The following is a 24,952-nucleotide window of genomic DNA, read 5'->3' as shown; positions in this document are numbered from 1 at the left end:
TGATGGCTTTGCAAGGTAGCTGAAACGGGCGAAGTACTCGCCTGCCTTTACACCCCCTGCCGGTTGGGCTGCACGGCCTGACTTTGAGACGTGCGGCCTGTCGCCAGACAGCCGCCCACACTGAACATTTTATTTTTGATGATTTCCTAGTTCAATCAGTGTTTTCATCAAGTCCGGCTTTTCCAAAAACATGGGCAAAAAAGCCATTAGCATTTCGTTTTGACTACTCTCTTTAGGAGCATTGAGTAACGTTTTAAGGTTTTCGTCTTGCTTGTCAATAAGCTTTGTTATCTGTTCTTTCAAATCTTTTCTAGTCTCATCCGAAATAGCCTCAATTCTAACCACTTTTTGTTTGATCTCATCGAGTAGTTTTTCGGTTTCAGATTTCGTCTCTTTTGCTTGATCTAACTGTGACTTGGCTAGAAATCCTTGCCAAAACGCAACGATGATTGCAACCAATGATATTATCAGTGTTAACAACTGCGAATTGTCCATTTTCAAAAAGTGCTTTCTACAAATTTACACCAACTATCTTTACTAAATGGTCGTTTTGTCGAACGGAATGTACTCAACTATAGTGCTATTATAATGAGCCGTTTGGCTTGTCAGGCTCACTAGCCGGAGCGTTCGGATTGTCAAACGACGCCTGAAACATAAGTACAAATACTTGTCTATCAAGCAAGTGTGGCTTGTCGCACGAAGCCCACGAACACGCTCATGCCCTTTGATGGCTGGACCCGCACCCAACGACCCATATCTTCGCTTTTCAGGAATTACCCTTAAAAATATGCAATTTTGAATAAAGCCATTGGTGAGTAGAAAAAGCCTGAACCCAACGAAAATGCGTCCTGACTAGAACGACATTGGCTCATTGGTTTTGCCCTGCTCACCACCCTTTCCAGTAGCCTGAACAGTACCTAAGAACGTGGTTGTACTACGATTCAGCATCATGTGCAAAGTCGGGAAAGTTAATGGCAAAACCAACCCCTGATCTCTTAAAAATTATTCCAATGGAAACCGTTTTTACTCCCCTCAAGTATGGTGTCGGTATCGACATGGGCAAAGAAAAGTTTGCCGCCTGCCTTAGTGCTATTGATACGACCGGACGCATCAAAATCAAAGCCACTCATAGTTTCGCTAATTCTCCTAAAGGCCATGCTGATTTCGACCGCTGGTGTACGCATCATGGCAAACACCCGCATGTGCCAACCCACTACCTCATGGAAGCGACTGGAGTATATTACGAGCACTTAGCGTTGGCGTTGCACCAAAAAGGAGCGCATGTATGCGTGATACTGCCTCAGAAAGCCAAGTACTATGTTAAAGCACTAGGTATCAAAACTAAAACCGATGGAGTAGATGCTCAGGCCCTGGCGACGATGGTCTGTCAGCAACGGCTGGAGGTTTGGCGTCCCATCAGTCAAGCTATGTATGAGTTGCGGCAACTAACCCGTCAGCAGGCTGACTTACAGGTTTTTAAGACGAAGGTGAGTAATCACCTTATGAGCTTGGAACAGGGAATCTATCAGGCGAAAGAAGTGAAGAGGCAAATGGCTAAGTTGCTAGCCGAGATTGAGAAACAGATCGATGAGTGCGAAAAACTGATTGCCAAAGCCATTGCTCAGAACGCGGAGTGGAAGCGTAAGGTCGAGCAGATTTGCGCTATCAAGGGGGTCGGTTTACTGACCGTTGCTAACCTGATTACAGAGACCAATGAGTTTGCTTTGTTTGAGAATCAACGGCAGTTAGTCAGTTATGCGGGCTACGACGTAGTAGAAAACCAGAGCGGCAAACGAGTGGGCAAAACACGGATTAGTAAGCGGGGTAATGCCCGGATTCGACGCGGGTTACACATGGCTTCGCTGATGGTTGTTCGCTACGAGCAACGACCGTTTGTGGGGTTATACGAGCGGGTCTTTGAGCGCACCAAAGTGAAGATGAAAGGCTATGTGGCGGTGCAACGAAAATTGCTCACCCTCATCTATGCATTGTGGAAAAAGGACGAGAAATATGACGGTAATTTTGTGAGTGCAGGGCAAAAAAAAGTAGCCCCAACCAAGGGGGCTACGCTGCATCGACCGCAAGCGGACGTGCTTGAAGGGGTAAATATAGGCGAGTTAGTCGAATCTTGAAAAAATTATAGCGTTTTTCTTGGATTTAAAGACAGTACCACACAGGGGTTGATGGTTAAGCACGCTACGTGCCTGAACGGCAACAACCTGCAACCTTTACACCCCTGTTTTAGTTGGGCTGCCCCGCTTTCCCTCGGGACGTGTGTCCTGTCGCCCGCGATTTGATACACAGATAATAAATGATTCTATTCATCTATATCCTCAAATATAAGTGTATCGTCTTTTTTACTAATTTTTATTCTCCTAAACTTTGGGGCATATCCAATGCCTTGAGGCTCAAACAATTCCCTTATAAAGTATGGCTTTGTCTCATAATTTCGGATAATCTTTTTTCCCGTATATCTGTTTGGCTGTTGAAAAAGACTGTCATCTATCCAAGTTTCTGTATTCTTGGTTCTGAAATCAGATGCATTTCTGATAGATTGAATGATTCTTCGTTTATCCGTGTCTGATATTTTCAATGTGAAAGTATGGTAATAATCGCCAATAGCTGACATTGATTTGTTTTCTAAAAGATCAAAATCACCTATCAATTTAGTGTTTTGTTCGGCTAACAGTTCCTCTGCATCACTCTTGGAGAATAGGGCGTCCTCAAAAATTGCAAAGAAGACCAATAAAATAAAAATTGCTCCAATACTGTATGACAAAACTCTGCCCAATCCTGGATAACCTAACTTTTTGGGTATCCAGTAAAGTGCATATGGAATACCCACAAGAATTATCAGGATTATCAAGAAGAATAGCCCAATCATATTTTTATATTGAAAATATAAAGCCAGCCTGTCACTACGTTTCTGTTGTCGACTGAAACCAGCAAACGAACCCAAAAGCGACCCTGTCACCGGTGGTTCTCGTGTCGACCGGAACCGCCCACTACGTTGTTTTCGCTGTTGTATGCACCCAACACCCATGAGTGTTGATGGTGATCTCGAAACTCAACTGAACAAACGTACCTGAACCTTTACACACTCATTATGTTGGGCTGCGACTTACCCACGGGACGTGCTGCCTGTCGACGGGAAGCAACCCCACGCGGAGCGTAATGGTCTTGTCAACGGTTAGCCAAGAATGCCTTGATATTTTTTTCATCAACTACTTTCCTTCCTACCCAATCAACTAAATACAAATTCTCTAACGACAAAAGCCTTTCTAATTTTTGACCAACATTACTCAACGAATCTGAATTATCTTCGAAAATGCAAAAAGCGTTAACGTTCCCTTTATTGTCCTTTAATCCATAGAAGGACACACCATTAGCTATCAGCGAAAAACCCTTTTTTATCTGCCCACCATTCCCTCCGTCTATACCAGAAACTTGGTCATTATAACAGGATAAATACCCCATAAGCTTCTTATACGGAACACTCAGTGGTTTGTTTATAAGTTTTCTATAATGGCATCGATTAAAATAGTTGTGTCCTTCATTCGTATGAATTTCATGGGTGAAGACGTAATTTATACTATCCATTTCTCGGTCAATCAAAGACTTTTGGGCTTTAGAAATGAACTCAAGTTGCCTCCATTCATATGGGAATAAGCTCATATTGCCCAAAGTGGTAGCAGTTTCAAACCTAAGTAAAGAATCTGTGATTGTCGGAAAGGGCATTAAAACTTCATTAGTTCTAACTATCTTAATTTTCCCCTTTTGAGATAATGTAGTATTTTCTTCTTGTTGCGATTGGCTGTTACAAGCGATGAATACAATAGAGCAAATAGCTAGGCTGACAGGAAATATAAGCTTACTGGTCATACTGTATCCCTTTTCTATTGAAACTATCAAATTGCTTAGTCAAGACGAGCTACCTGTCGAAAGTAACCCGCCTGACTAGTCAAAGCCCAAATTACAGGGCGGTTGGCCTGTCGACTGTAACCCGACCAACGAGCCAAACGGCTTTCCTGTCGAGACGTGCAACCTGTTGACCGTAACCTGCCTTTTACTCCCATCTTGTTCCCGCCACCCAACGACCACAAGGGTTGATGGTACTCAAAATAGCTCATTTCACTACGTTCATTTCACCTTTACATCCTTGTTTGGTTGGGCTGACCCGCTTTCCTGCGGGACGTGCGTCCTGTCACAGGAAAGCTACCCTACGCGGAGCGATGACAACGCAAATAATCGAATTATTCATTTGGGAATAAATCTGTCGTAAAAAATACCTGTTCCTTTTGCGTCAAGTCGGCCTACAATAACTTCACTTGAGCTATTGGATAGTTCAACCCCAGGGCTTAAATGATAATGCTCCCTTGCGCCAATTGGCAAGTCTGTATCGTTAACTTCTTCTTGATTCAATTCAGCAATATCTATGAGTAATTTAGCTAGAGATTTAAGTCCTTCTGAATCTCCATGTATTAGGATTGTTTCATTTTTATCATCCTCATTTTGGTAGGAAAATATGTCTAAATGTCCTTCGATTTCGTTTCCTTTTATCTTTTTATACTCCATTCTGATTTTGAATTATTCAGCCTTTTAGAAGTTGAATGAAATGTTAGATTGTAACTCAACTTAGGCTTGTCGACTGAAGCCGTTATGCCGACACGTTCCTGACATTCAAGTTATGGCTGTCAACCGAGGCCACCAAACGAGCCTGAAAAGCCTCCTGTCGAGCCGTGCCCTTTGTCAACCGAGGCCAACCAACGAACCAAACAATCTGCTTATCGAGACGTGCTTTCTGTCGCACGCAAGCCGACTGCTACGTTATTGGCTGTTCGGGCCACCCAACATAGTATTGTACGCGAATTAGCGGAACTATCGACAGCTAACAAGCAGGTTATCAATTATTTTTAGTTCCGCTAATTTTTGAAACCAATAAATACGATTAGGGTTCGTTCCAAATAAATAACTTGCCTATGAAAATAACAAATTAGAGTTTTCGAAGTGACTAAACGGTAGGTAAGGCAACGTATCAACTACCTCGTTTAGAAATAGCAATAAAAGTGAACTTCCCTGCTTATACAAACGCCGGGAAATCGTCCAGAAAACGAATGTCGGCGGTGTCGTGGTCGATACCACAACAATAGTGGGTGAGGCCGTTGGAAATGACCAGATACGGAGCGCGATGGACATGATTGTAGCGGGCAATCTGATCGAAAACGGCCTGGGTGAGCGGAACGTGCGGAGCCTTGCATTCGACAACCAGAAAGGGCTGTCCCTGCCGGTCGAATACCACTATGTCGGTACGCTTTTGGGTCATATTGAGCGTTAGACCACCTTCCATACGAATAAGCGCTTTCGGGTAAGCATAATGCGTGAGCAACAGGTTGACAATGTGTTGCCTGACCCATTCTTCGGGCGAAAGACGCACGTACTTCCGGCGCAGTAAATCGAAAATATAGGGTTTCCCGTCGACTTGCTTAGTTTTGCAATCAAAAGCGGGCAGGTTTAACGCGACCATGCTCCAAAGTTACTCACTCTAACATACACTATGAAAACAAAAGAAGAAATCGTTGAAAACTGGTTGCCCCGCTATACGGGCACGCCCATCGAGCTATTCGGTGAATATATTTTGCTCACCAATTTCATCAACTACGTTGAGATGTTTGCCAAAAAGTTCGATGTAGAGGTCTATGGCGTTGGACGGGCTATGCAAACAGCTACGGCTAATAACATTACCATCATCAATTTCGGAATGGGTAGCCCCATGGCCGCCACTGTGATGGACCTGCTTTCGGCCGTGAAACCCAAAGCCGTGTTGTTTCTGGGAAAATGCGGTGGGCTGAAAAAAACGCAGATCGGCGATCTGGTTCTGCCGATTGCCGCTATTCGTGGCGATGGAACCAGTAATGATTATATGCGCCCCGAAATTCCGGCCCTACCATCGTTCCGGTTGCAGCGGGCGGTGTCGTCGACCATAAAGAAGTACGAGATGGATTACTGGACCGGTACGGTATATACGACCAACCGGCGCATCTGGGAACACGACGAGCCGTTTAAGGATTACCTGCGCGAGATTCGTACGATGGCTATCGATATGGAAACAGCCACCATCTTCACCGTTGGCTTTGTGAATTCAATACCACATGGGGCACTGCTACTCGTATCCGATAATCCACTCGTGCCCGAGGGTGTCAAAACCGAAGAAAGCGACAAGCGTGTGACAACTCAGTTTGTGAACAAACACCTCGACATTGGCATCGATGCCCTGATCGAACTCGAAATGTCGGGCGATTCGGTAAAACACCTCAAGTTTGAATAAATAGTCAATAGTTATTGGGGATTAGTCATTGGCGCTTTGCCTTACAAAAGGCTTCTATACTAATCACTAATCCCCATGAGCGCCTAGTTGCAGAAATCGCTAATGACTTTGTAGGCAGGCGTGTAGCCGAGTTCGCCCGCTTTCGACAGGTCCAGACAGCCGCCGTTTTCGTCGCCCAGGCTATGCCGGATCAGGCCGCGAACATAAAAGGCTTCACTGTAGCGCGGGTTGATTTTAATGGCATTGTTGCAGTCGGTAATGGCCCCGCGCTGATCGCCCTGCGCCGACTTGATCAGCCCGCGCGAAAAATACGCTTCAGCATACGTTGGATTCAGCTCAATGGCTTTGTTAAGATCGCCAATTGCTCCTTTCTGATCGCCCTGTTTTTTCTTGCTGAGGCCACGGCTGAAATAAGCTTCGGCTCGCTCGGTCGACAGATCATTGATGCGGTCGTGCTCCTGTACCAGATTCCGAAGGTTGTCGAGCGTGGCGCGGGATAAGCGGCCACTATAAACAACTTTGGTGTCGTTGTTCGAGTTGCCCATTTCAATAGCCTGCGAAAAATCCTGAACGGCACTTTTCTGATCGCCGAGTTTGCCGCGGGCAAACCCACGCCCATAATAGGCTTTATAATTGTCGTTTTTGAGCGCAATCGACCGATCATAATCGGCGAGGGCACCTTTAAAATCTTCCAGTTTCCCTTTGGCATACCCCCGATAGAAAAAGGCTTCGGCATCCTGAGGGCTCAGTTCGATGGCTTTGTTGAGATCGGCAACGGCCCCGTTGAAATCGTTTAATTCAACTTTCGAAATACCCCGGCCCGTAAATGCCTGACTCCGTTTAGGGGTCATCTCGGTTACTTTTGTAAAGTCGGCCAGGCTACCCGAATAATCCTCCAGTTTCTGCTTCGTAATGCCACGTGCATAGTACAGGTTCACATTGGCCGGATCAAGTTCAATTCCTTTCGAGAAGTCGGCCAAAGCCCCCCGATACTGCTCCAGTCGGCTGCGGCTGATGCCCCGGTTATAATAGGCTTGTGGTTCATCGGGGTTGAGTTCAATGGCCCGGCTGAAATCGAGCAAAGCACCCCGGTCGTCGTCCTGTTTGCTTTTGCTAACGCCCCGGCTTAGGTAAGCCATGGCATCTTTCGCATTCAGTTCAATGGCCCGGTCGTAGTCCAGAATAGCTCCCCGATGATCTTTCAGATTGGCCTTGGCAAGCCCCCGGTTGTAGTAACTGGCTGAGTTTTCGGGATTCATGGTGATGGCCATACTAAAAGCCTGAAGAGCACCCGTAAAGTCGCCCGCTTTACTTTTGCCAATTCCACTCTCGAAAAAATCGACAGCCGTTTGCTGAGCCGAAGCCCTGAGCGTTATTCCAATCAATAAGTACAGTACAGTTAACGGTAGAAGAGGTTGCTTCATAGATAAGGGTACGAAAATTTTGGTGAGTCAATTTTATTTGGAGGGCTAAAATTAGGCGTTCGGGCGCGGTAGACAAAAGACTATATATGTTAAATTTCTGTTTGTCAGCACAATGCGAAAATAGGATACCTGTGACAATGATTTTTTAGCTTGCCACCCAGACAGTAGCGGTCAGTAAAAGTATAGAAAATTGTGACATTTTGTCTTATTATTTTGTGCGAAATTAGATTAATTATGTCAAAATGTCATAATTAACGCGCTGGTTAGCTTTGGTATATGGTTTGCCTATAGAAGAGTGTATTCGATGATACACGATCTTAACAATTCGAAAAACATGGCAACTTTAGTTCGATATAACCGCATTCCTACCTTCTTCAATCCATTTTATGGCCGTCCTGTCATCCATCGGTATGCCAACACTAATCCTAACGTTCCGGCCGTAAACGTTAAAGAAACTGACAACGCTTTTCAGCTTGAGCTGGCAGCTCCTGGCCTGAAAAAAGAAGAGTTGAAGGTCAACGTTGAAAATAATACGCTGACGATTGCTTATCAGCACGAAACAAAAACCGATCAAACATCGCCTAAATTTACGCGGCATGAGTTTGGTTTTAGCGCCTTCGAACGGAGCTTCCGTTTGCCTAAAACAGTAAATGCCGACGCTATTAAGGCGACTTATACGGATGGTATCCTGACGGTTGAATTGCCGAAGGTTGAAGTGAAGGAAGAAAAAGTGGTGAAAGAAATTGCTGTAGCTTAAGTTAGCAGGCAATTGATCGTAGTGCGAATGGGTAACCGGCAGCCAGTAGGGCGTCGGTTACCCATTTTTTTGTGGCTTGGTCATTGCACACTAGAATAAAACAAATGACTAATTATCCAGTGCTTTTAGGGACAAAAAAACAATTTAAACAGTTAAGCAGGTGATCAGCATCTCAACACATGGTTACCGATAGTACTCCTCCCATTGATTCCTATGCCTCGCTACGCATTCCTGACTTTCGCTATTTTGTAATGAACAGCTTCCTGATGACGGTTACGTTATTGATTCAGGAAGTTATTTTGGGCTACGAACTGTATAAAATCACGCACGATCCGCTGGCCTTGGGACTTGTTGGACTGGCCGAAGCACTGCCGTTTATTGCGCTGTCGCTGTTTGGCGGACATCTGGCCGACCGACGCGATAAAAAACGGATTTTGCAGTGGAGTTCACTGGTTATTCTGTTCGGTTCGGTCATTCTGTATTTTGTTTTCCAGCCGTCGGTTGTGGCGGGGTTGTCGCAAACGGTGCGGCTGGCCACGATCTATGGCGTACTGATGCTGATTGGCACGGCAAAAGGATTTTATTCGCCCGCTAGTTCGTCGCTGAAGCCGTTTCTGGTGCCGCGTGAGCTATATGCCAATTCGGCAACCTGGAGTAGTTCGTTCTGGCAGGCAGGGGCTATTGTGGGGCCAGGTGTTGCCGGGTTTATTTATAACTGGGTTGGTTTCGACAATACACTGATTGTGGTAATTGGCTTGTTTGCGGTTTGTCTGTTTCTGATTAGCCTCATTAAATCGAAGCCTGTTCCCGTAAACGAAGCACCCACTCAGAGCCTGCGCGAAAGTCTGAAAGAAGGGTTTCGGTTTGTGTTTAAAACACGAATTGTGCTCTACGCTATCTCGCTCGATTTGTTTTCGGTGCTTTTTGGGGGAGTGGTGGCTATACTACCGGTTTTTGCCGAAGATATTCTGCACGTTGGCGCCGAAGGGCTTGGTTTTCTTCGGGCAGCGCCTTCAATAGGTGCATTACTGACCATGGCGTATATGACCAAACACCCACCTACCCATAATGCCTGGCGGAATATGCTCCTGGCGGTAGCGGGCTTTGGGGTCGCTACAATCGTTTTTTCGCTCTCAACCAATATCTATCTGTCGCTGATTATGCTCGCCCTAACCGGCGCTTTCGACAGCGTGAGCGTGATAATCCGGCAAACAATTCTACAGATCTTTCCTCCCGATCATATGCGGGGGCGTGTTGCGGCCGTAAACGGGATTTTTGTAAGCTCATCGAACGAAATTGGTGCGTTTGAATCCGGATTGCTGGCCCGGTTGCTCGGAACAGTTCCCTCTGTAGCACTGGGCGGAGTGGTTACGCTGGGCGTAGTAGCCTATGTCTATACCCGATCGAAGGAGCTATTTGCGGTCCGGTTGAGCTAGCAATTGTCTGTAGCAGTATCTTACCGTTTTAGAAAAAAGAAACAGTCGCCTGATTGCTGGTTTTTTGACGAGAAATCGGGCGACTGTAGGCAACGTTGCAGGAAACATCAGTAACGACTGGTTGGCAGATTAAGATCGCGTACGTAAGCATTTACATCGATCTGCTCGTTGAGCAGCACCCTGGCGTTGAAAATTTCCCAGAACAGTTCATCTGAAAGCTGGTAATCACGTTGCAACTGGACCATGTCGCGAATGCTGTCTTTGAGTTGGTTAACTTGCGGTTGCATTGGAGAAACGCTGGCTTGATAATTTTCCATGACCTTTGTTTTTAGCGTGCGAGATGTTAAACTGATCCTATTTTAGATTGTTTTGCATATGGATTTAGTAGATTATTTGTCGATTAGAAATATTATATAGTTTCCGTTTCGGACAGGCCGTAAAGCTGATGACACCCCGGCATGATACAACAAAATTTTTTCGTTTTTTTTAATCAATTGATTGTCAAGTTGGATGATGAAACAATTTCTGTTTGTAACTATGGTTGTATGCATGGGGGCTGGCCTGGCCGCCCTGTCTCCATCGGCCGTTCGGCCAAAGCCACTTAAGCTCACAAAGGCCTGGGAAACCGATACGACCCTGCGAACACCTGAGTCTGTTTTGTTCGATGGGAAGAATACGCTCTATGTGGCAAATATCGATGGTAAGCCCGACGGACTGGATGGAAATGGATTTATCTCAAAAGTTTCGCTCAGTGGCAAGATTGAAAACCTGCATTGGACATCGGGTCTGAACGCTCCTAAAGGCATGGGTATCTACAAACATTTACTTTATGTTGCGGATGTTTATCGGTTGGTTGCAATCAATATTGCAACTGGCCAGGCCGAGAAGACCTGGGATGCCATCGGCAAAGGCGCGTTTCTGAATGATGTAACGGTCGATAAGGATGGAACGGTCTATGTATCCGACAATCGCAGCGACAAGCTATACCGGCTGAAAGATGAAAAGTGGGAGTTGCTGATTGATGGTGGAGGGCTCAACAGCCCCAATGGCGTTTTGGCAACCCGCAAAGGCGAGCTAATGATTGGTAGTACGAAAATTGGGGCTTTGTGCCGATTAGACCTGAACACTCAAACCGCTACGCCAATAGCCGATGGCATGGGGAATACTGATGGTATCGTATCGGATGGTAAGGGAAACTATTTCGTATCGGACTGGAACGGTCGGATTTTTCATATCGATGCCGATGGTACTAAAGAGCAACTACTGGATACCCGCGCCGATAAAGTAAATTCGGCTGATATTGAGTATGTTGTTAAGAAGAAACTGCTGGTCGTGCCAACGTTCTATAAGAATAGTCTGGTAGCGTATAAAGTTGAATAGCTTAGTCATTAGTCATAAAGTCATTGGTCATTTGTTTTTTTCATGACCAATGACTTTATGACTAACGACTAATTTCCAGAGCTTGTTCGGCCCAGTAGCTGGCTGATCGCTTCCTGGGTGCGGTCGGCTCTGAAACCGGCCATTGCCTGCTGCATTTGACCGACAATCAACGGATTGCCCAGATTGCCGATACTACCCTCGTGGGTATGGTGTAATTCACGTGGCGGAAGGTAAGTATGTTCGGCGATTTCTTTGCCGACCGTCTGATACGCTTCCCGGAAAGGTACTCCCTGCAACACCAGCTCATTAACACGTTCGACGCTAAAGAGCAGATCGTAGCGCGAACTATCGAGCAGATTGGTTTTAACTTCCAGATGCTCCAGCATGAAGTCGGTAATGTCGAGACAGTCGAGCAGTTCGTCGAAGGCGGGCATCAGAATTTCTTTCAGCAATTGCATATCCCGGTGATAACCGGAGGGTAAATTGCTCATTACCAGCGTTACTTCCATTGGCAGCGCTTTCAGCCGATTCGTTTTAGCCCGCAAGAGCTCAGCCACATCCGGGTTTTTCTTGTGCGGCATAATGCTACTGCCCGTTGTGAGGGCATCGGGTAGGGTCAGAAACCCAAAGTTCTGGCTATTATACAGGCAGATGTCCATCGCCATTCGGGAGAGGGTAGCTGCTATAGCTGCCAATGCCGTAAGTGCCGTTTGCTCCGTTTTTCCCCGGCTCATCTGGGCATACACCACATTGACATGCATACCCTCGAAGCCCAGCAGTTCTGTGGTCAGCGTTCGGTTGAGCGGAAACGACGAACCGTAGCCTGCGCCTGATCCGAGCGGATTGCGGTTGGCCAGCCGATAGGCCGTTTGCAACGTTAGCATATCGTCGGCAAGGGCTTCCGCATAGGCTCCAAACCACAGCCCAAACGACGATGGCATGGCAATCTGCAGATGCGTATAGCCCGGTAACAGATCGTCTTTATGCTGTTCGGATCGATTAATCAACCGGTCGAACACACGTCGGGTAGCCTCGGCTACGCGCCAGAGCCGGTCGCGGGTAAAAAGTTTTATATCGACCAGTACCTGATCATTGCGCGATCGTCCTGAATGAATTTTCTTGCCAACATTGCCCAGCGTACGGGTTAGTAGCAATTCGACCTGCGAATGAACATCTTCGATACCCTCTTCGATCTGGAATTCACCGGCTTCAATATCCTGATAAATAGTTTTGAGTTCGGTTTGTAGCAGACTTAGCTCATGCGGGGTCAGCAGATCGATGGTTTCGAGCATCTGCGCATGAGCCAGATTACCCAACACGTCGAACGGAGCCAGGTATAAATCCATCTCCCGGTCGCGGCCAACCGTGAAGCGTTCAATTTGTTCGGCAGTCGTAACGCCTTCTTTTTGCCAGAGTTTCAAAGTGAAAGAATGTTTTTTTATGGATTGGCATTAGCCATTAGTCAGCTTTCATTGGCAGGTTAGCATAGTTTAGCAACGACCAATGGCTGATGACCAATGCCAATGAACAAGCACAAAGGTCGTAAAGATGTCGGGTTTGAAACGCAGGGTAGCTTAAGATTTGCCTAAAAAACGCCGGGCTGTAATCAGCGCGATGGGTAAACCAACAAAGAATAAATGCCAGATAAAGACCAGAATGACCGATAGCGTGACCGAAAACGGCGATTTTGGGGTAGCCGAGAGGGGAACAACAACGAAATTCATAACCAGCCACACGAAAGCACCGTAGGCAATACCGCAGATAGTTGGCTGACTGATCAGGAATCGGATACGGGTAGCCAGCAGGTAATAAAAAGCAGCAAAGATAAAAGCGATCATAAAATGCCAGAATAAGCCGTAAAAGGCCATTGGCACGCCACCGTTGAAGGCTCGCGGTCCAGCCGCACCACTCGCAATAAACTGAAAAATGGGTAGTACAGACGACTTGCCCGGCAGCACCACATAAATCAGAATGGCTCCCAACGCATCGAGGGTGCCCGCGGCAACTCCTGCAACGAAAATGGTTGGCAGGGCTTTTGGACGATTAGCGAAGGCGTTCATTTGACAGGTTGCCGGTTCAGGCCCAGGTCGGTTGGTAAACCGTCGAGGCTAATCAGATTATTTTCATCGATATAGTCCGATAACCCCTGTTTGCCTTTTTTTTCGGCCCATCTGAAATGAATGTCGCGTTCGCCAGCATAGTCATAGAGCGGTACACCAAAACCACAGGATGTTTGCACCAGATCGATGTCGGCAACGATCAATTGACGGGTGCTGGAGTACGTTCTAAAATGCGGAGCATACTGCTCCCATTCGTCGGAGTTGGGCAGCACGGCGCAGCCCTTGCCATATAGTCGAAGAATGAGGGGCGTTTCGTCAAATGAGCAGAACATAAACGTAATGCGTCCGTTTTCGAGCGTATGCGCCGACGTTTCGTTGCCGCTGCTGATGAGGTCCATATAGCCGACCTTGCTTTCTGACAAAACCCGAAACGCATCGAGCCCTTTGGGCGAAAGATTGACCCGGCCACTTGCGCTGAGTGGGGCTGAGCTAACAAAAAAAATGTGCTGTTTTTCGATAAAGTCTTTATGCGCTGGCTTTATGGAATCATGAAACTTGCCCATACTGCTAAAGGTGATGATTTTTGGCTGCAAGGTAAGCGAAACTCCTGTAGGCTGTGCTTTGTCGAGCAGTTTACGAAACGTTACCTGCTCGTTGGCCGACCCGCCTGTTGCAATTGCCGACCAACGAGCCAGAATCCGCCAGATGCCAGCATACAGATAATAGAAGCCGTTATCCAATGGGTCGAAAAGCCAAACGACGCCACCATTTGGGAACCAAATGCCGGAGCAGTGGTTTGCGCTAAAGCCGTACCCATCGAATAGAGTGCTATATATTGGCCTCGTGTTGCCGGTCTGGATCGTTCGACACTGAATGCCTGAATGAAGGGCATCGACATCATTTCGCCAACTGTAGCCAGCAGAATAAACAGTAGTGCCGCGCTTTGGCTGCCGAACCAGTGCAGGTTGGCAAAGGCCAGGCTCAGGTAAGCCAGCGAGGTGAAAGTAATGCCAATCATGATCAGGCGAATTTTTGAGTGGTTTTGCTGCTCCAGGCTATAGACAAGTGCCATCTCAACAACCACTATAATCAGACCGTTGAGCGCCATAATGAAGCCAATGGCGGATTCTTTCATCTGCAGAATTTCGCGGAAAAAGAGTGGCACAATTGAAAATAACTGCATAAACACGGCCAGATATAAAGCGGCACAAAGGACAAAAGCGATAAACAACTTATCCCGATACGGCGAGTCTTGGGGCGAAGTGGTTTTTAGGGTCGCTGGTTCTGATGGCGCAAGGTTAGCCGGTGTGGTCTGGTGAGGAACAGGCAGGAAGAGCCAAAGGACAACTCCCGCCAGCAGGCAGGTGAGTCCGTCGGTCCAGAACAACAGATTATATTGGATACTGGCCAGCCAGCCGCCTATGCCTCCGCCAATGGCCCAACCCAGGTTGATGGCCAGCCGGTTGAGCGAAAACGCACGCGTTCGGGTGCCAATATCCGAATAATAGGCAATGGCTGCCTGATTGGCTGGCCGAAACGAATCGCCAAGGAGAGTGAAGGTGAAAACACAACCACAGAGGGCGTAGAAATTAGTGACAAACTGAAGTAGTATAAGCCAGAATCCGCCAAAGAGCAGGCTGAATAGCTGAATATAATAAAAGCCAAATCGGTCGGTAAGTCGACCGCCAATGAAGGTACCAACAAAAGCCCCCATGCCATAAACCGCCATAATAATGCCGGCCTGAGCTACCGAAAAGTGTAAATATTGCGTGAGATAGAGCGTCAGGAAGGGCAGAACCATGGTTCCGCATCGGTTAATGAACATAACCCCTGCCAGTAACCATACCGATGGTGGTAGTCCCCGATAGGCACTCTGATAAAGCCGGATGGTGTGCTGAAACATGGCACGAAGGTACAACGAAGCAAGGCTTATTTTCGGCGGGCATCGGGGTCTTCGCCCGCAGCAACAAAGATTTTTTTATCAGTTATCAACGGACGATGTTCGTCCAGAAAGGCTTTGAACAACCGGATTTCTTCAAGTTGCTTATCGATGGGGTGGGTGAGTGCATAACTTTCTACGTGTACATCTGCTGAGCCGTCGGGCCGAAACTCCGCAATAACGTATTCCATGAGCCGAATGCCTTTCTGTTTTAGTGCGTGGAGGTATAAATTCTGGTGGTTGTGCACGTAACGTCCAGGCTGATAGGACGCGGTGGTTTTCAGGTCGACAGCTTTATACTTCCCAATCAGGTCAACATAGCCGTAAAACAGTACATCGTCGATCTGCCACTGGCAATACACCTGGGTGTCAACAATAGGGCGGGGCAATAATTTTCGAACTTTTCGGAGCAACTCCTCATCGAATCGTTCTTCATCGGTGCCTTTTACAACGGCTTCTTCAAACGAAATACCGCGTTCCTGGGCGGTTGTTGTGGGTGTTGGTACCCGGTTTATGGAGTCGATTAATGCCTGAACAGACAGATTCCCCCCATTCATATAGCGCGAAAATACATTCAGCAGTGATGGGTAGAAACGGTAGTTGATGTTCATGAAATTAGGTTAATAGTGTATGGTTTATGGTTGCTCTGCTTATGAGCATATATCCTTCTTAGGCAACGCAACCATAAATCGTAAACCATAAACCCAACACTTAGTTTCTAACCACCAGCAGCACCCCCGCCATAATGAAGAGGATGCCAAGAATCCGCCAGCTATTGGCCGGATGCAGCGAAAAGCCCAGTAAGCCATAATGATCCAGAACCATAGCGGCTAGTAGTTGTCCGGCCACACTGAGGCTAACCATGTTGGCTGTACCTATTTTTTGTACACTAACAATGACGGTTATCATGTATACCGCCCCCATGGCTCCCCCCATCCATTTCCACCAACTGATTTGTTTAACCGTTTCGAGCGACGGCAGCGAACCACCCGAAGCCAGAAACATCAGTACCAGACAGATAAAACCTGAGCCGAATGAAATGACGGCGGCCAGAATAGGGCTACCCACTGCATGACGAAGATTCGCATTAACACCTGCCTGAACCGTAATGGCAATACCAACCAGAAAGGCGAAGAGGATATAGAAGTAGTTCATGACCGCAAAGGTAGGCAATGATAGAGAGTAGCCTTGTCTTTAACTCCACTTTTCTGGCAGGATATGCCTTTGTAGAAAATAGGGCTATTTTGTAGTTTGCTCTCCCTCATCCTAAACCGTACGAAATCAGTATGTTTATCATCTCGCACTATCCGTTGGCGGTAGTTGTCTGCTTCCTGACGATGCTTTGCTGGGGCTCCTGGGCCAACACTCAGAAACTGGCAACACAGTCTGTTCCAACCACCATTTTTTACCGCGATTATACGTATGGCATTCTGCTGCTGAGCTTGCTGCTGGCCTTTACGTTGGGAAGTACTGGTTCGGCAGGACGATCGTTTCTGACCGATTTGGGACAGGCCGAAACAACGAATGTAGTGTATGCGCTGGTTGGTGGGTTTGTGTTCAATATTGCCAATATTCTGATTGTGGTAGGTATTGAACTGGCAGGCCTGTCGGTGGCTATGCCGGTAGGCATAGGACTGGCGCTCATCTTAGGCGTTGTGGTGAACTACATTCTGTCGCCAGTCGGGAATGTAGGGTTGTTGTCGGGAGGAGTTTTTTCAATCTTTCTGGCTGTAGTGTTCAGTGCGCTGGCCTATCGGTCGAAAAGTTCAGATGATCAGCCGGTGAGTATGCGTGGCCTGGTGATCTCGCTGGTTGGCGGTTTTCTGATGAGTTTCTTTTTCTACTTCGTGGCCAAAGCAATGGCGGCCAATTTTGCCAGTCCGGCAGCCGGATTGCTAACACCCTACACGGCATTGGTATTGTTTGGTCTGGGTGTGGTGGTGAGCACCCCTTTCTTCTTGCCGATTCTTCGCCGGTTTACCGGAAAAAGTGCGGCTCAAACGGTTGCCTACAGCGAGGTAAGTGTTCGCAATCATGGTATCGGAATGGTAGGAGGCATGGTCTGGTGCCTGGGCATGGCTTCCAGTTTGCTGGCATCGGGCGAGGCTGGCTATGCCATTAGCTATGGGCTTGGTCAGGGGGCAACCATTGTGGCAGTTTTGTGGGGCGTCTTTATCTGGCACGAATTTCGGGGTGCCCCGTCTGCATCGAACCGGTACCTGACACTCATGGGGGTGTGCTATGTGCTGGGTCTGGTACTGATTATTGCCGCTAAATGAGATGGCGTAGGCCTGGATCGATCGCAGCATTACGGCCTGGAAAACAGGCTGTATTTGTTAAAATAGCATGAAAATAGTATCAATCGTGCAACGGATGGTCAGAATTATGGGTAACAGCAGTAACGCTTTCCTCTACTGGTGACCCCTCGGGTTGAGTTTTGCAAAGTAGGGCGAAAGCGGGTTCGTATACTGTGTTCACTACTTTCTCTCAATTACCAAACGTATATGCATAAGCCGCTATTTGCTTTTTTTTTACTTGTGTCGACGGTCGTATCCGCTCAAAACCTTTCATCATTTAAAGTCAATCTGGCAGCAGGCTACGCAACACCAACCGAGCGGGGCAACAAAGATGGGAGCAGCCCCGGTTTTCTGTACAGCATTGAACCTCAATATGGATTTATGAACCATTTTGAGCTTGGCGTACGGTTTGAGCAGGCTTTCATTCAACGGCCCGAAGTGTTGGGCAATGCCATTTATTTTGAGTCGCAGGCTAAATCCACTATGTCGGGGGTGTTGACGCTCAACTATGTAGTGGGTAAGAGCAAGGCGTTTCGACCCTATGTTGGTGGCGGTGCCGGTTTTTACCGAATTGCCCAGAGCGAGCAACAGGTGATTGGAGCCAGCGGTACAGCGCTCTATTATCCTCTGCCAGTCACCAACAAATGGGGGGCTTTGGTACGAGCCGGTGTTAAAGTGTTCCGGTTTAATGTGGAGGCTGCTTTTAATATCCTCGAAGACACTGCCGTTACCAACGAAATTACCAACGCAAAACTGATCGCCAAAAACGAATATTTTAGCGTGAAAGCGGGCTATACCTTTGGGGGGAATTAATGGTTGTTATTGATTAATAGCTAGTTGTCATTGGTGAATTAGAATAGCTTGCCAATGACAACATGTAGTGGCCATGTTGCTTTTTTATTGCTGTAGTTCTGAAGACACCTCATCAGGCATTAGGGCCAGATAGCTTACGGGAGCCGCCATTCATCCTAAAAACGCTAGACACTATACGCCGAATTCTACTTTTGTCTCTTCATTGATTCCGTTTGTTTTACCTAAACACCTGGTTAGTTATGAAAGACAATCGTTGGTTTTTTGCACTACAACATTTTAAAGCGCCCTTACTGATAAGCAGCATGTATGGGTTAAGTAGCCTATCCGCAATTGCCCAGCCGCTCGATCCTAACGTAGCAACCGAAGGGCAAAAAGTATATATGGCATCCTGCAACAACTGCCATAAATCGGAAGCGGGCGTAGGCGCTCCGGGTTATATGATTTTGGTACAAATGCCGCCCCGGGCCATTCTTGCCGCGCTGGAAACCGGCAAAATGCGTGAACAGGGTAAACAATTGACCGAACAGCAGCGGAAAGCGGTGGCTCAGTTTGTGGCCGGAAAACCCTTAGTCGAAACCAAAATCCCCGACGATGCCTATACGTCCTTTTCGCTGCCCCTCAGCAAAAAAACGCAGGTGATGCATTCTGGCTGGGGAGGAAATCTGGAAGGCACCGGCTATCGGTCGGCAGAACAGGCAGGACTGTCGGCCGAAACGGTCGGAAAACTGAAACTAAAATGGGCATTTGCCTTTCCGGATGTTAGTCAGGTGCGGAGTAAACCCGCTATTGTGGGCGACTGGCTGATTTCGGGTAGCCAGTTTGGCGAGGTGTATTGTCTCAACAAACATACGGGTAAAATTGGCTGGCGTTTTCTGGCTGATGCGGCCGTTCGGGGTGCTATCAGCGTTGTGCAGAAGGGGAGCGATATCCGCGCTTATTTCGCCGATAACAACACCAATACCTATGCGCTGGATGTTAGAACGGGCAAACTTATCTGGAAAAGCAAAGCCGGAATCCATCCTCAATCGGGTAATACGGGTTCGGTGGCCGTATACGACAACATGGTTTATGTACCCTTAACATCTATTGAAGTCGTTTCGGTATTAGATCCAAACTACCCATGCTGTTCGTCGTCGGGCGAAGTTGTAGCGCTGGATGCCCGCTCAGGAAAGGTGGTCTGGCGGCATCGTGTTATTCAGGAAGAAGCAAAGGAAATTGGTAAAAAGAAGAATGGGGCGCCCTATTATGGACCTTCGGGCGCCATTGTCTGGTGCAGCCCAACCGTCGATGCCAAACGAGGATTGCTTTATTTGGGCACGGGCGAGAATTATACCGCACCCGCAACAACCACCAGCGATGCCATTCAGGCACTGAATCTGAAAACGGGCAAACTAGTCTGGTCGTTTCAGGCAACAAAAGGCGATACCTGGAATATGTCGTGCCCCGGCAATCCGAACTGCCCCGACAAAGTGGGGCCTGATTTTGACTTTGGCATGGCTCCCATTCTGGTAAAACGGCCTAACGGGCAGGACTTACTGGTAGCCGGTCAGAAGTCTGGTATCGTATATGGCCTCTCGCCCTCCACTGGCAAGGTGCTCTGGCAAACCCGCATTGGCCATGGCAGTGCGTTGGGTGGCATTCACTGGGGGATGGCTACCGATGGAAAATTGGTCTATGCTGCCAATGCTGACAACAAATATGCGATCAATCCTAAAGTTGATTCGTTAATTAAACCGGCACCGGGGCTGTTTGCGCTTGATGTGACAACCGGCGATATAGTCTGGAAAACTCCGGCCCCCTCCTGCAATGGTAAGAAAGGCTGCCTGGAAGCTAACTCCGCTGCCCCAACGGCTATGCCTGGTCTGGTATTTGCCGGAGGACTGGATGGACACCTGCGGGCCTATTCGGCTACGGATGGCACCATCCTGTGGGATTATGATACCATGAAAGAATACCAGACGGTTAACGGCATTAAAGGAAAAGGCGGCTCAATCGACGGGCCGTCGCCCGTTGTCGCTGATGGAATGGTATTTGTTAGTTCGGGCTACGGTTTGTTTGGCGAAATTCCCGGCAATGTGTTGCTGGCGTTCGAGATCGAGGAATAGCACGGTACATTGCAGGAAAACAATGTTTGCCTAAGAAACCGGGTTTGATAAAGGCCCAGTTTGGGGAATGCAATGATTGACATTTTTATACACTATCTTCTTATGCCGCATTGCCCAACAAATCGATGAAGGGAAAGTACTGATCTGGGCAATGTTTATCTGCTGGCGCAAACTGCTCGTGGTATGGAGCAATGGGTAGGCCAGTTGACGGAGGTTCAAAGCAGCGTGGCCCAATTGTTTTGGAGGTCGGCTGATTATTAACGATTTGTTCGTACGTTTTTTTTGGTTTTGTGGTCTAAAAAAAGTGTCTTTGACGCTGTTTTAGCGTTCGTTAATCGAGCTATAATGGGAGGTTTTTTTTCAGCCTAACCGGTCTGCCGGTGTAGCAGGAGGAATGACAAAAGAGCGATTACCGCAAAAATTTAAACAGATTCTTTGTTTAATTAGCAGACTGAAAGCCTTTCAGACAGAAAATACAGGAATGTGTTTTGGCTGAATGTGAACGGTAATTTCATTAAGCTCCATCTATTTTTTAACCATCACAAACCATACGCAACGACATGAGCACGATTCGAGTAAAAGACGGAACCGAGATTTATTACAAAGATTGGGGAACGGGCCAACCCATTGTTTTTCACCACGGCTGGCCGTTGTCTGGCGATGACTGGGATGCCCAGATGATGTTTTTTCTCGACAAAGGTTATCGTGTGATTGCGCACGACCGTCGTGGACACGGCCGGTCATCGCAAACGGCGGATGGCCACGATATGGATACTTATGCTGCCGATGTGGCTGAATTAACCGCTTTTCTGGATCTAAAGGATGCCATACACATTGGCCATTCAACGGGTGGTGGCGAGGTGATTCGGTATGTGGCCAAACATGGGCAGGGTCGGGTGGCGAAAGCCGTGCTGATTAGTGCCGTAACGCCCATTATGGTGCAGAGTGAAACCAATCCAGACGGTATTCCGATGTCCGTATTTGATGAAATACGCGAAGGAACGGCAACCCGTCGACCCCAATATTTTCAGGATTTTACGCTTCCATTCTTTGGCTTCAACCGGGAGGGAGCCAATGTTTCGCAGGCTATTCGGGATAACTGGTGGCGCCAGGGTATGATGGGAGCCATTAAAGCTCACTACGATTGTATCAAAGTTTTTTCTGAAACGGATTTTACCGAAGACCTCCAGACTGTGGATGTGCCCGTACTGGTCATGCATGGAGAAGATGACCAGATCGTGCCTTTTCCGCTAACCGGAGCTAAAGCTGTAACGCTACTAAAAAATGGCAAACTGATTTCGTATCCGGGGTTTCCGCATGGCATGCCAACCACCGAAGCCGCTACGATTAATGCCGATCTGTTAGCATTTATTCAATCTTGATAAACAGGTGGATCGATAACCGATACAGCAAAAAAGGGTCATTTTTTGACCACTTTGCGCTGTATCGGTCAGGTAAAGATCACGCCGGTACTGAACACAGTTGTTTTTTGCAATTAAGTAGTTAGGACTTTCGCTGAAGGCCGTCTGTAGTAGCTGACGCAGTATAAACAGATCATAACGGCTTTATCGCCTGTGCGTTTCATGGCATTGCCAAAGCAGGCTTTTATCACACGCTTCTTCATGCTATTTTTCGGGAAAATACGGATACCGATGCGATACGTTTATTTCCTGATGGGCCTGCTGCTGCTAGCCACTGCCGGACTTTTCTCGTGTAAGAAAGAAGAGGCAAAACGCCCGAATATTCTGTTTGTTCTGGCCGACGACTGGAGCTATCCATACGCAGGTATCTATGGCGATACAACCATAAAAACGCCAAATTTTGACCGGTTGGCAGAACATGGAACCGTTTTTAGCAACGCTTATTGTTCGTCGCCGTCCTGCACTCCATCGCGGGCCGCTATCCTGACTGGCCGTTATCCGCACAATCTGGGCGAGGGGGTTAATTTATGCGGTCGGTTGATGCACGACATTCCAACTTATGTGCAGATTCTCGAAAAAGAAGGCTATTCGGTAGCTTTTGACCGGAAAGGTTGGGCACCCGGCGATTTTCTGAAAATGGGTTATACCAAAAATCCGGCAGGCGACTCGGCCAAGCTGGGATTTAAACCGTTTTTAGATCAGTTGCCAGCGGGTAAACCTTTCTTTTTCTGGTTCGGTACCAATGACCCACACCGCCCGTTCGACCTCAACGCGGGTAAACAAACGGGCATCGATCCCCAAAAAATAAGACTGCCTGCGTTTCTGCCCGATGTGCCCGAAGTGCGTGGCGACGTGGCTGATTATTTGTCGGAAGTAGAACGATTTGATCGCGAAATCGGCGATTTACTCAAGACCCTGGAAGACGCTGGGCAGCTCGACAACACCATCATTGTGGTTACGTCCGATAATGGGATGCCATTTCCCCATGCCAAAGCAAATCTATACGATTATGGTACGCGGGTGCCAATGATTATCAGTCGTTTTTCGGGAAATGAATCGCAGCCGAAACGGAACGATTCGTTTGTGAATCTGTTGGACCTGATGCCAACATTTTTAGACTGGGCTGGCGTGAAACAACGGCCCGAAACGGATGGTATTAGTCTGGTGCCGGTGCTGACGGGCGAGAAAGCTGTTCACCGATCCGAGGTATTTCTCGAACGCGAACGCCACTGCCTGTGCCGGGCTGAGTTCGATTATGGAGCAGGCTACCCCATGCGTGCCATCCGCACCAGTGACTACCTCTATATCCGCAATTTCCGGCCCGACCGGATGCCCGCCGGCGATGAAACCATTCCCGGAACTCCCTCTGTATATGGCGATGTGGATGGAGGGCCAACTAAAATCTACATGATGGACCACCGGAACGATGTTGCCATAAAGCCCTTGTTTGCGCTTGGTTTCGACAAACGCCCGGCCGAAGAGTTGTATATTCTTAAAGACGATCCGTATAACCTGCATAATCAGGTCAGTAATCCTCAGTATGCGCAGATCCGGAAGGACTTGCAGAGTCGCCTGAATACCTGGATGAAAGACGAAAACGATCCACGGCTGAACGGGGGTGGCGATCAGATCGATACATATGAGTCGACAACCCACGCCTGGATTACCCGAACGGGCATCATTTTTTGGGATAAGTAGCCATAGGCATTGCCTCTTGTAATTGTAGGAACATTTCGGCAGCGTGCCAGCCGTGCGGAAATGTTAGTTTTTGTTTGACCAGGTCTTTATCCAGTACGGTCAGGCCGGGATAATGCACACCGCTGGCGTTCTGTTCCCAACTGAGTGGATAATCGATGTTGCCTAGCATTCCGTGGTTTTGGGGGCTACCTGTGCGAGTGTAGAAATGATCCTGAGCCCAAACCAGATAGGGGTAATTCTGGCTCGTTTTCGCATCGAACGGTTGTCCTGGAATGTTGGCATCGGTATAGTCCTGCCAGAACACCGTCGAGAAGCTGTCATACTGCTTCGGAATGATGTATGGATCGGGCAGACCAAGGGATTTTAACCCGTATTTGAGCCATTTAGTCTGATAAACCGGGTGTTCGGAACCATTGGTTTTTCCGAGGATATACGTATCTTTTTGAAACCGGCTTATCGAATCCCGTGCCATTTGTACAACCGGATGATTCTGGTCGGATACCAACGATACCAGAAAGAGGACCTGACCCAGATTGTCGGCATCATTGATGCCATGATTATGGCGATCGAACGGATCGCGGAGGGCTAAAATCCAGTTTCTGATCAGTTCCAGATTGCCAGTTTCCCGCAAAACCATTGCCATTGATGCCGCATCGCGATAGCGGGGCTTAATATAAGTCAGAATATTGGGTACCGGACGGATTAGCTCGTCGGTACCGCTTGAAACATTAATCAGGACCTCGTGATGCAACACCCGAAGCACCGGTCCGAACGTATGCTCGGCGAACCGAGGCAATGTTAATGTACTTTTAGTATCCCGAACCCGCCGGGGGCGCAACGTTCGGGCGGGCGTTTTCTTCCTGGCCGGGTTTGTTTGCAAGATCCAGACACCAGTTTCGTCTTCGCGAATTTGTACAAGCCCACCGTTTTCCAGCTTTAGATGCACGAGATATTCAGAAGGAACGATAATTTCGCTGGCAACATGCCATTGTTCTTCAATATTATCGGTCAGGGCATTAATGAGCCGCCCGTTTCGGTAGATATATTTGGTGCGATTGCCCATGCCAAACAAAAAAAACTTCAGGTCGGGGAGGGGACGCTGGTTTTTATAGTCCTGATGTAACCGGCTCAGCGTGCTTTCATAAAGCTGAAGAGCTGCTTCCGGGTTTGGATAGGGGGCCGGTGGGGGAGATTGCGCCCAAGCCGATGGAAAGACTAACATCAGGCTAAAAACGAAGAGTAAAAAGTGATTCATGCAGGTAGAGTATACTACGAAATGGCACAGCTTCCGGGGGGG

24 protein-coding genes are annotated in these 24,952 nt (G+C 47.8%); 10 read left to right on the top strand and 14 right to left on the bottom strand.

What is annotated here, in order from left to right; translation table 11 throughout:
• Positions 1 to 129 precede the first annotated feature (129 nt).
• Complete coding sequence (locus WBJ53_RS23275; protein WP_338870636.1) at positions 130 to 495, bottom strand: hypothetical protein; 366 nt, start codon at positions 493 to 495, stop codon at positions 130 to 132.
• Positions 496 to 1,010: 515 nt separating this feature from the next.
• Between WBJ53_RS23275 and WBJ53_RS23270 the strand changes: the two genes are divergently transcribed.
• Positions 1,011 to 2,132 carry an IS110 family transposase gene (locus WBJ53_RS23270; protein WP_338870634.1) on the top strand — a complete coding sequence of 374 codons (1,122 nt, stop codon included), beginning with the start codon at positions 1,011 to 1,013 and terminating at the stop codon, positions 2,130 to 2,132.
• A gap of 185 nt (positions 2,133 to 2,317) precedes the next feature.
• Here WBJ53_RS23270 and WBJ53_RS23265 read toward each other — a convergent pair whose 3' ends face one another.
• The 4 genes from WBJ53_RS23265 to WBJ53_RS23250 form a co-directional block, all read right to left on the bottom strand.
• Positions 2,318 to 2,974, bottom strand: a complete 657-nt coding sequence (locus WBJ53_RS23265) for a hypothetical protein (protein WP_338870632.1) — start codon at positions 2,972 to 2,974, stop codon at positions 2,318 to 2,320.
• A 209-nt stretch (positions 2,975 to 3,183) separates the two neighbouring features.
• The gene (locus WBJ53_RS23260) at positions 3,184 to 3,882 is read right to left on the bottom strand and encodes a hypothetical protein (RefSeq protein ID WP_338870630.1); all 699 of its coding nucleotides are present in this window, start codon (positions 3,880 to 3,882) and stop codon (positions 3,184 to 3,186) included.
• 375 nt (positions 3,883 to 4,257) lie between these two features.
• Positions 4,258 to 4,575: a hypothetical protein gene (locus tag WBJ53_RS23255; RefSeq protein ID WP_338870628.1), complete on the bottom strand. Its 318-nt coding sequence runs from the start codon at positions 4,573 to 4,575 to the stop codon at positions 4,258 to 4,260.
• Positions 4,576 to 5,080: 505 nt separating this feature from the next.
• A complete protein-coding gene (locus tag WBJ53_RS23250; RefSeq protein WP_338870626.1) occupies positions 5,081 to 5,524 on the bottom strand; it encodes a type I restriction enzyme HsdR N-terminal domain-containing protein in 444 nt (147 codons plus the stop codon).
• Positions 5,525 to 5,554: 30 nt separating this feature from the next.
• Between WBJ53_RS23250 and WBJ53_RS23245 the strand changes: the two genes are divergently transcribed.
• On the top strand, positions 5,555 to 6,325 hold the full coding sequence (locus WBJ53_RS23245; protein ID WP_338870624.1) for an AMP nucleosidase: 771 nt from the start codon (positions 5,555 to 5,557) through the stop codon (positions 6,323 to 6,325).
• Positions 6,326 to 6,408: 83 nt separating this feature from the next.
• Here the strand turns inward: WBJ53_RS23245 and WBJ53_RS23240 are convergent, their stop codons facing one another.
• Positions 6,409 to 7,749, bottom strand: a complete 1,341-nt coding sequence (locus WBJ53_RS23240; RefSeq protein WP_338870622.1) for a tetratricopeptide repeat protein — start codon at positions 7,747 to 7,749, stop codon at positions 6,409 to 6,411.
• Between the two features lie 334 nt (positions 7,750 to 8,083).
• Here WBJ53_RS23240 and WBJ53_RS23235 point away from each other — a divergent pair, with 334 nt between their 5' ends.
• Both WBJ53_RS23235 and WBJ53_RS23230 read left to right on the top strand, forming a co-directional pair.
• Complete coding sequence (locus WBJ53_RS23235) at positions 8,084 to 8,506, top strand: Hsp20/alpha crystallin family protein (protein WP_338870620.1); 423 nt, start codon at positions 8,084 to 8,086, stop codon at positions 8,504 to 8,506.
• 179 nt (positions 8,507 to 8,685) lie between these two features.
• The gene (locus tag WBJ53_RS23230; protein WP_338870618.1) at positions 8,686 to 9,942 is read left to right on the top strand and encodes an MFS transporter; all 1,257 of its coding nucleotides are present in this window, start codon (positions 8,686 to 8,688) and stop codon (positions 9,940 to 9,942) included.
• A 107-nt stretch (positions 9,943 to 10,049) separates the two neighbouring features.
• Here the strand turns inward: WBJ53_RS23230 and WBJ53_RS23225 are convergent, their stop codons facing one another.
• The gene (locus WBJ53_RS23225; RefSeq protein ID WP_338870616.1) at positions 10,050 to 10,229 is read right to left on the bottom strand and encodes a hypothetical protein; all 180 of its coding nucleotides are present in this window, start codon (positions 10,227 to 10,229) and stop codon (positions 10,050 to 10,052) included.
• A 223-nt stretch (positions 10,230 to 10,452) separates the two neighbouring features.
• On the opposite strand from WBJ53_RS23225, the gene WBJ53_RS23220 reads away from it, so the two are divergent.
• On the top strand, positions 10,453 to 11,322 hold the full coding sequence (locus tag WBJ53_RS23220) for an SMP-30/gluconolactonase/LRE family protein (RefSeq protein ID WP_338870614.1): 870 nt from the start codon (positions 10,453 to 10,455) through the stop codon (positions 11,320 to 11,322).
• Between the two features lie 68 nt (positions 11,323 to 11,390).
• Here the strand turns inward: WBJ53_RS23220 and argH are convergent, their stop codons facing one another.
• The 6 genes from argH to WBJ53_RS23190 all read right to left on the bottom strand — a co-directional run bounded on the left by argH (position 11,391) and on the right by WBJ53_RS23190 (position 16,476).
• Complete coding sequence (gene argH / locus WBJ53_RS23215; RefSeq protein WP_338870612.1) at positions 11,391 to 12,743, bottom strand: argininosuccinate lyase; 1,353 nt, start codon at positions 12,741 to 12,743, stop codon at positions 11,391 to 11,393.
• A 153-nt stretch (positions 12,744 to 12,896) separates the two neighbouring features.
• Complete coding sequence (locus WBJ53_RS23210) at positions 12,897 to 13,382, bottom strand: hypothetical protein (RefSeq protein WP_338870610.1); 486 nt, start codon at positions 13,380 to 13,382, stop codon at positions 12,897 to 12,899.
• On the bottom strand, positions 13,379 to 14,122 hold the full coding sequence (locus WBJ53_RS23205; RefSeq protein WP_338870608.1) for a pyridoxamine 5'-phosphate oxidase family protein: 744 nt from the start codon (positions 14,120 to 14,122) through the stop codon (positions 13,379 to 13,381). The genes WBJ53_RS23210 and WBJ53_RS23205 overlap by 4 nt, the downstream gene beginning before the upstream one ends.
• The gene (locus tag WBJ53_RS23200) at positions 14,026 to 15,285 is read right to left on the bottom strand and encodes an MFS transporter (RefSeq protein ID WP_338870606.1); all 1,260 of its coding nucleotides are present in this window, start codon (positions 15,283 to 15,285) and stop codon (positions 14,026 to 14,028) included. Before WBJ53_RS23200 ends, WBJ53_RS23205 begins: the two co-directional genes overlap by 97 nt.
• Before the next feature lie 26 nt (positions 15,286 to 15,311).
• Positions 15,312 to 15,932 carry a hypothetical protein gene (locus tag WBJ53_RS23195; protein WP_338870603.1) on the bottom strand — a complete coding sequence of 207 codons (621 nt, stop codon included), beginning with the start codon at positions 15,930 to 15,932 and terminating at the stop codon, positions 15,312 to 15,314.
• Positions 15,933 to 16,032: 100 nt separating this feature from the next.
• A complete protein-coding gene (locus WBJ53_RS23190; RefSeq protein WP_338870601.1) occupies positions 16,033 to 16,476 on the bottom strand; it encodes a DMT family transporter in 444 nt (147 codons plus the stop codon).
• A 131-nt stretch (positions 16,477 to 16,607) separates the two neighbouring features.
• Here WBJ53_RS23190 and WBJ53_RS23185 point away from each other — a divergent pair, with 131 nt between their 5' ends.
• The 5 genes from WBJ53_RS23185 to WBJ53_RS23165 all read left to right on the top strand — a co-directional run bounded on the left by WBJ53_RS23185 (position 16,608) and on the right by WBJ53_RS23165 (position 23,655).
• Positions 16,608 to 17,600: a multidrug DMT transporter permease gene (locus WBJ53_RS23185; protein ID WP_338870599.1), complete on the top strand. Its 993-nt coding sequence runs from the start codon at positions 16,608 to 16,610 to the stop codon at positions 17,598 to 17,600.
• A gap of 225 nt (positions 17,601 to 17,825) precedes the next feature.
• On the top strand, positions 17,826 to 18,431 hold the full coding sequence (locus WBJ53_RS23180; protein ID WP_338870597.1) for an outer membrane beta-barrel protein: 606 nt from the start codon (positions 17,826 to 17,828) through the stop codon (positions 18,429 to 18,431).
• A 239-nt stretch (positions 18,432 to 18,670) separates the two neighbouring features.
• Positions 18,671 to 20,536 carry a PQQ-binding-like beta-propeller repeat protein gene (locus WBJ53_RS23175; protein ID WP_338870595.1) on the top strand — a complete coding sequence of 622 codons (1,866 nt, stop codon included), beginning with the start codon at positions 18,671 to 18,673 and terminating at the stop codon, positions 20,534 to 20,536.
• Positions 20,537 to 21,096: 560 nt separating this feature from the next.
• Positions 21,097 to 21,918: an alpha/beta hydrolase gene (locus WBJ53_RS23170; protein ID WP_338870593.1), complete on the top strand. Its 822-nt coding sequence runs from the start codon at positions 21,097 to 21,099 to the stop codon at positions 21,916 to 21,918.
• A gap of 270 nt (positions 21,919 to 22,188) precedes the next feature.
• Positions 22,189 to 23,655, top strand: coding sequence for a sulfatase (locus WBJ53_RS23165; protein ID WP_338870591.1), 1,467 nt, complete (start codon positions 22,189 to 22,191; stop codon positions 23,653 to 23,655).
• On the opposite strand, the gene WBJ53_RS23160 is transcribed toward WBJ53_RS23165, so the two are convergent.
• Complete coding sequence (locus tag WBJ53_RS23160) at positions 23,636 to 24,910, bottom strand: hypothetical protein (RefSeq protein ID WP_338870589.1); 1,275 nt, start codon at positions 24,908 to 24,910, stop codon at positions 23,636 to 23,638. The genes WBJ53_RS23165 and WBJ53_RS23160 overlap by 20 nt on opposite strands.
• Positions 24,911 to 24,952 lie beyond the last annotated feature (42 nt).

Source organism: Spirosoma sp. SC4-14 (genome assembly GCF_037201965.1).
Taxonomy (GTDB): domain Bacteria; phylum Bacteroidota; class Bacteroidia; order Cytophagales; family Spirosomataceae; genus Spirosoma.
Note: the sequence above shows the minus strand (reverse complement) of the source record. Positions and strands in the feature narration are given on the sequence as shown.

Bases quoted from the DNA above. Each gene is read 5' to 3' on its own strand.
- WBJ53_RS23275 (WP_338870636.1), bottom strand. From the start codon at position 495: ATGGACAATTCGCAGTTGTTAACACTGATAATATCATTGGTTGCAATC.
- WBJ53_RS23270 (WP_338870634.1), top strand. From the start codon at position 1,011: ATGGAAACCGTTTTTACTCCCCTCAAGTATGGTGTCGGTATCGACATG.
- WBJ53_RS23260 (WP_338870630.1), bottom strand. From the start codon at position 3,882: ATGACCAGTAAGCTTATATTTCCTGTCAGCCTAGCTATTTGCTCTATT.
- WBJ53_RS23255 (WP_338870628.1), bottom strand. From the start codon at position 4,575: ATGGAGTATAAAAAGATAAAAGGAAACGAAATCGAAGGACATTTAGAC.
- WBJ53_RS23250 (WP_338870626.1), bottom strand. From the start codon at position 5,524: ATGGTCGCGTTAAACCTGCCCGCTTTTGATTGCAAAACTAAGCAAGTC.
- WBJ53_RS23245 (WP_338870624.1), top strand. From the start codon at position 5,555: ATGAAAACAAAAGAAGAAATCGTTGAAAACTGGTTGCCCCGCTATACG.
- WBJ53_RS23240 (WP_338870622.1), bottom strand. From the start codon at position 7,749: ATGAAGCAACCTCTTCTACCGTTAACTGTACTGTACTTATTGATTGGA.
- WBJ53_RS23235 (WP_338870620.1), top strand. From the start codon at position 8,084: ATGGCAACTTTAGTTCGATATAACCGCATTCCTACCTTCTTCAATCCA.
- WBJ53_RS23230 (WP_338870618.1), top strand. From the start codon at position 8,686: ATGGTTACCGATAGTACTCCTCCCATTGATTCCTATGCCTCGCTACGC.
- WBJ53_RS23225 (WP_338870616.1), bottom strand. From the start codon at position 10,229: ATGCAACCGCAAGTTAACCAACTCAAAGACAGCATTCGCGACATGGTC.
- WBJ53_RS23220 (WP_338870614.1), top strand. From the start codon at position 10,453: ATGATGAAACAATTTCTGTTTGTAACTATGGTTGTATGCATGGGGGCT.
- WBJ53_RS23210 (WP_338870610.1), bottom strand. From the start codon at position 13,382: ATGAACGCCTTCGCTAATCGTCCAAAAGCCCTGCCAACCATTTTCGTT.
- WBJ53_RS23200 (WP_338870606.1), bottom strand. From the start codon at position 15,285: ATGTTTCAGCACACCATCCGGCTTTATCAGAGTGCCTATCGGGGACTA.
- WBJ53_RS23195 (WP_338870603.1), bottom strand. From the start codon at position 15,932: ATGAACATCAACTACCGTTTCTACCCATCACTGCTGAATGTATTTTCG.
- WBJ53_RS23190 (WP_338870601.1), bottom strand. From the start codon at position 16,476: ATGAACTACTTCTATATCCTCTTCGCCTTTCTGGTTGGTATTGCCATT.
- WBJ53_RS23185 (WP_338870599.1), top strand. From the start codon at position 16,608: ATGTTTATCATCTCGCACTATCCGTTGGCGGTAGTTGTCTGCTTCCTG.
- WBJ53_RS23180 (WP_338870597.1), top strand. From the start codon at position 17,826: ATGCATAAGCCGCTATTTGCTTTTTTTTTACTTGTGTCGACGGTCGTA.
- WBJ53_RS23175 (WP_338870595.1), top strand. From the start codon at position 18,671: ATGAAAGACAATCGTTGGTTTTTTGCACTACAACATTTTAAAGCGCCC.
- WBJ53_RS23170 (WP_338870593.1), top strand. From the start codon at position 21,097: ATGAGCACGATTCGAGTAAAAGACGGAACCGAGATTTATTACAAAGAT.
- WBJ53_RS23165 (WP_338870591.1), top strand. From the start codon at position 22,189: ATGCGATACGTTTATTTCCTGATGGGCCTGCTGCTGCTAGCCACTGCC.
- WBJ53_RS23160 (WP_338870589.1), bottom strand. From the start codon at position 24,910: ATGAATCACTTTTTACTCTTCGTTTTTAGCCTGATGTTAGTCTTTCCA.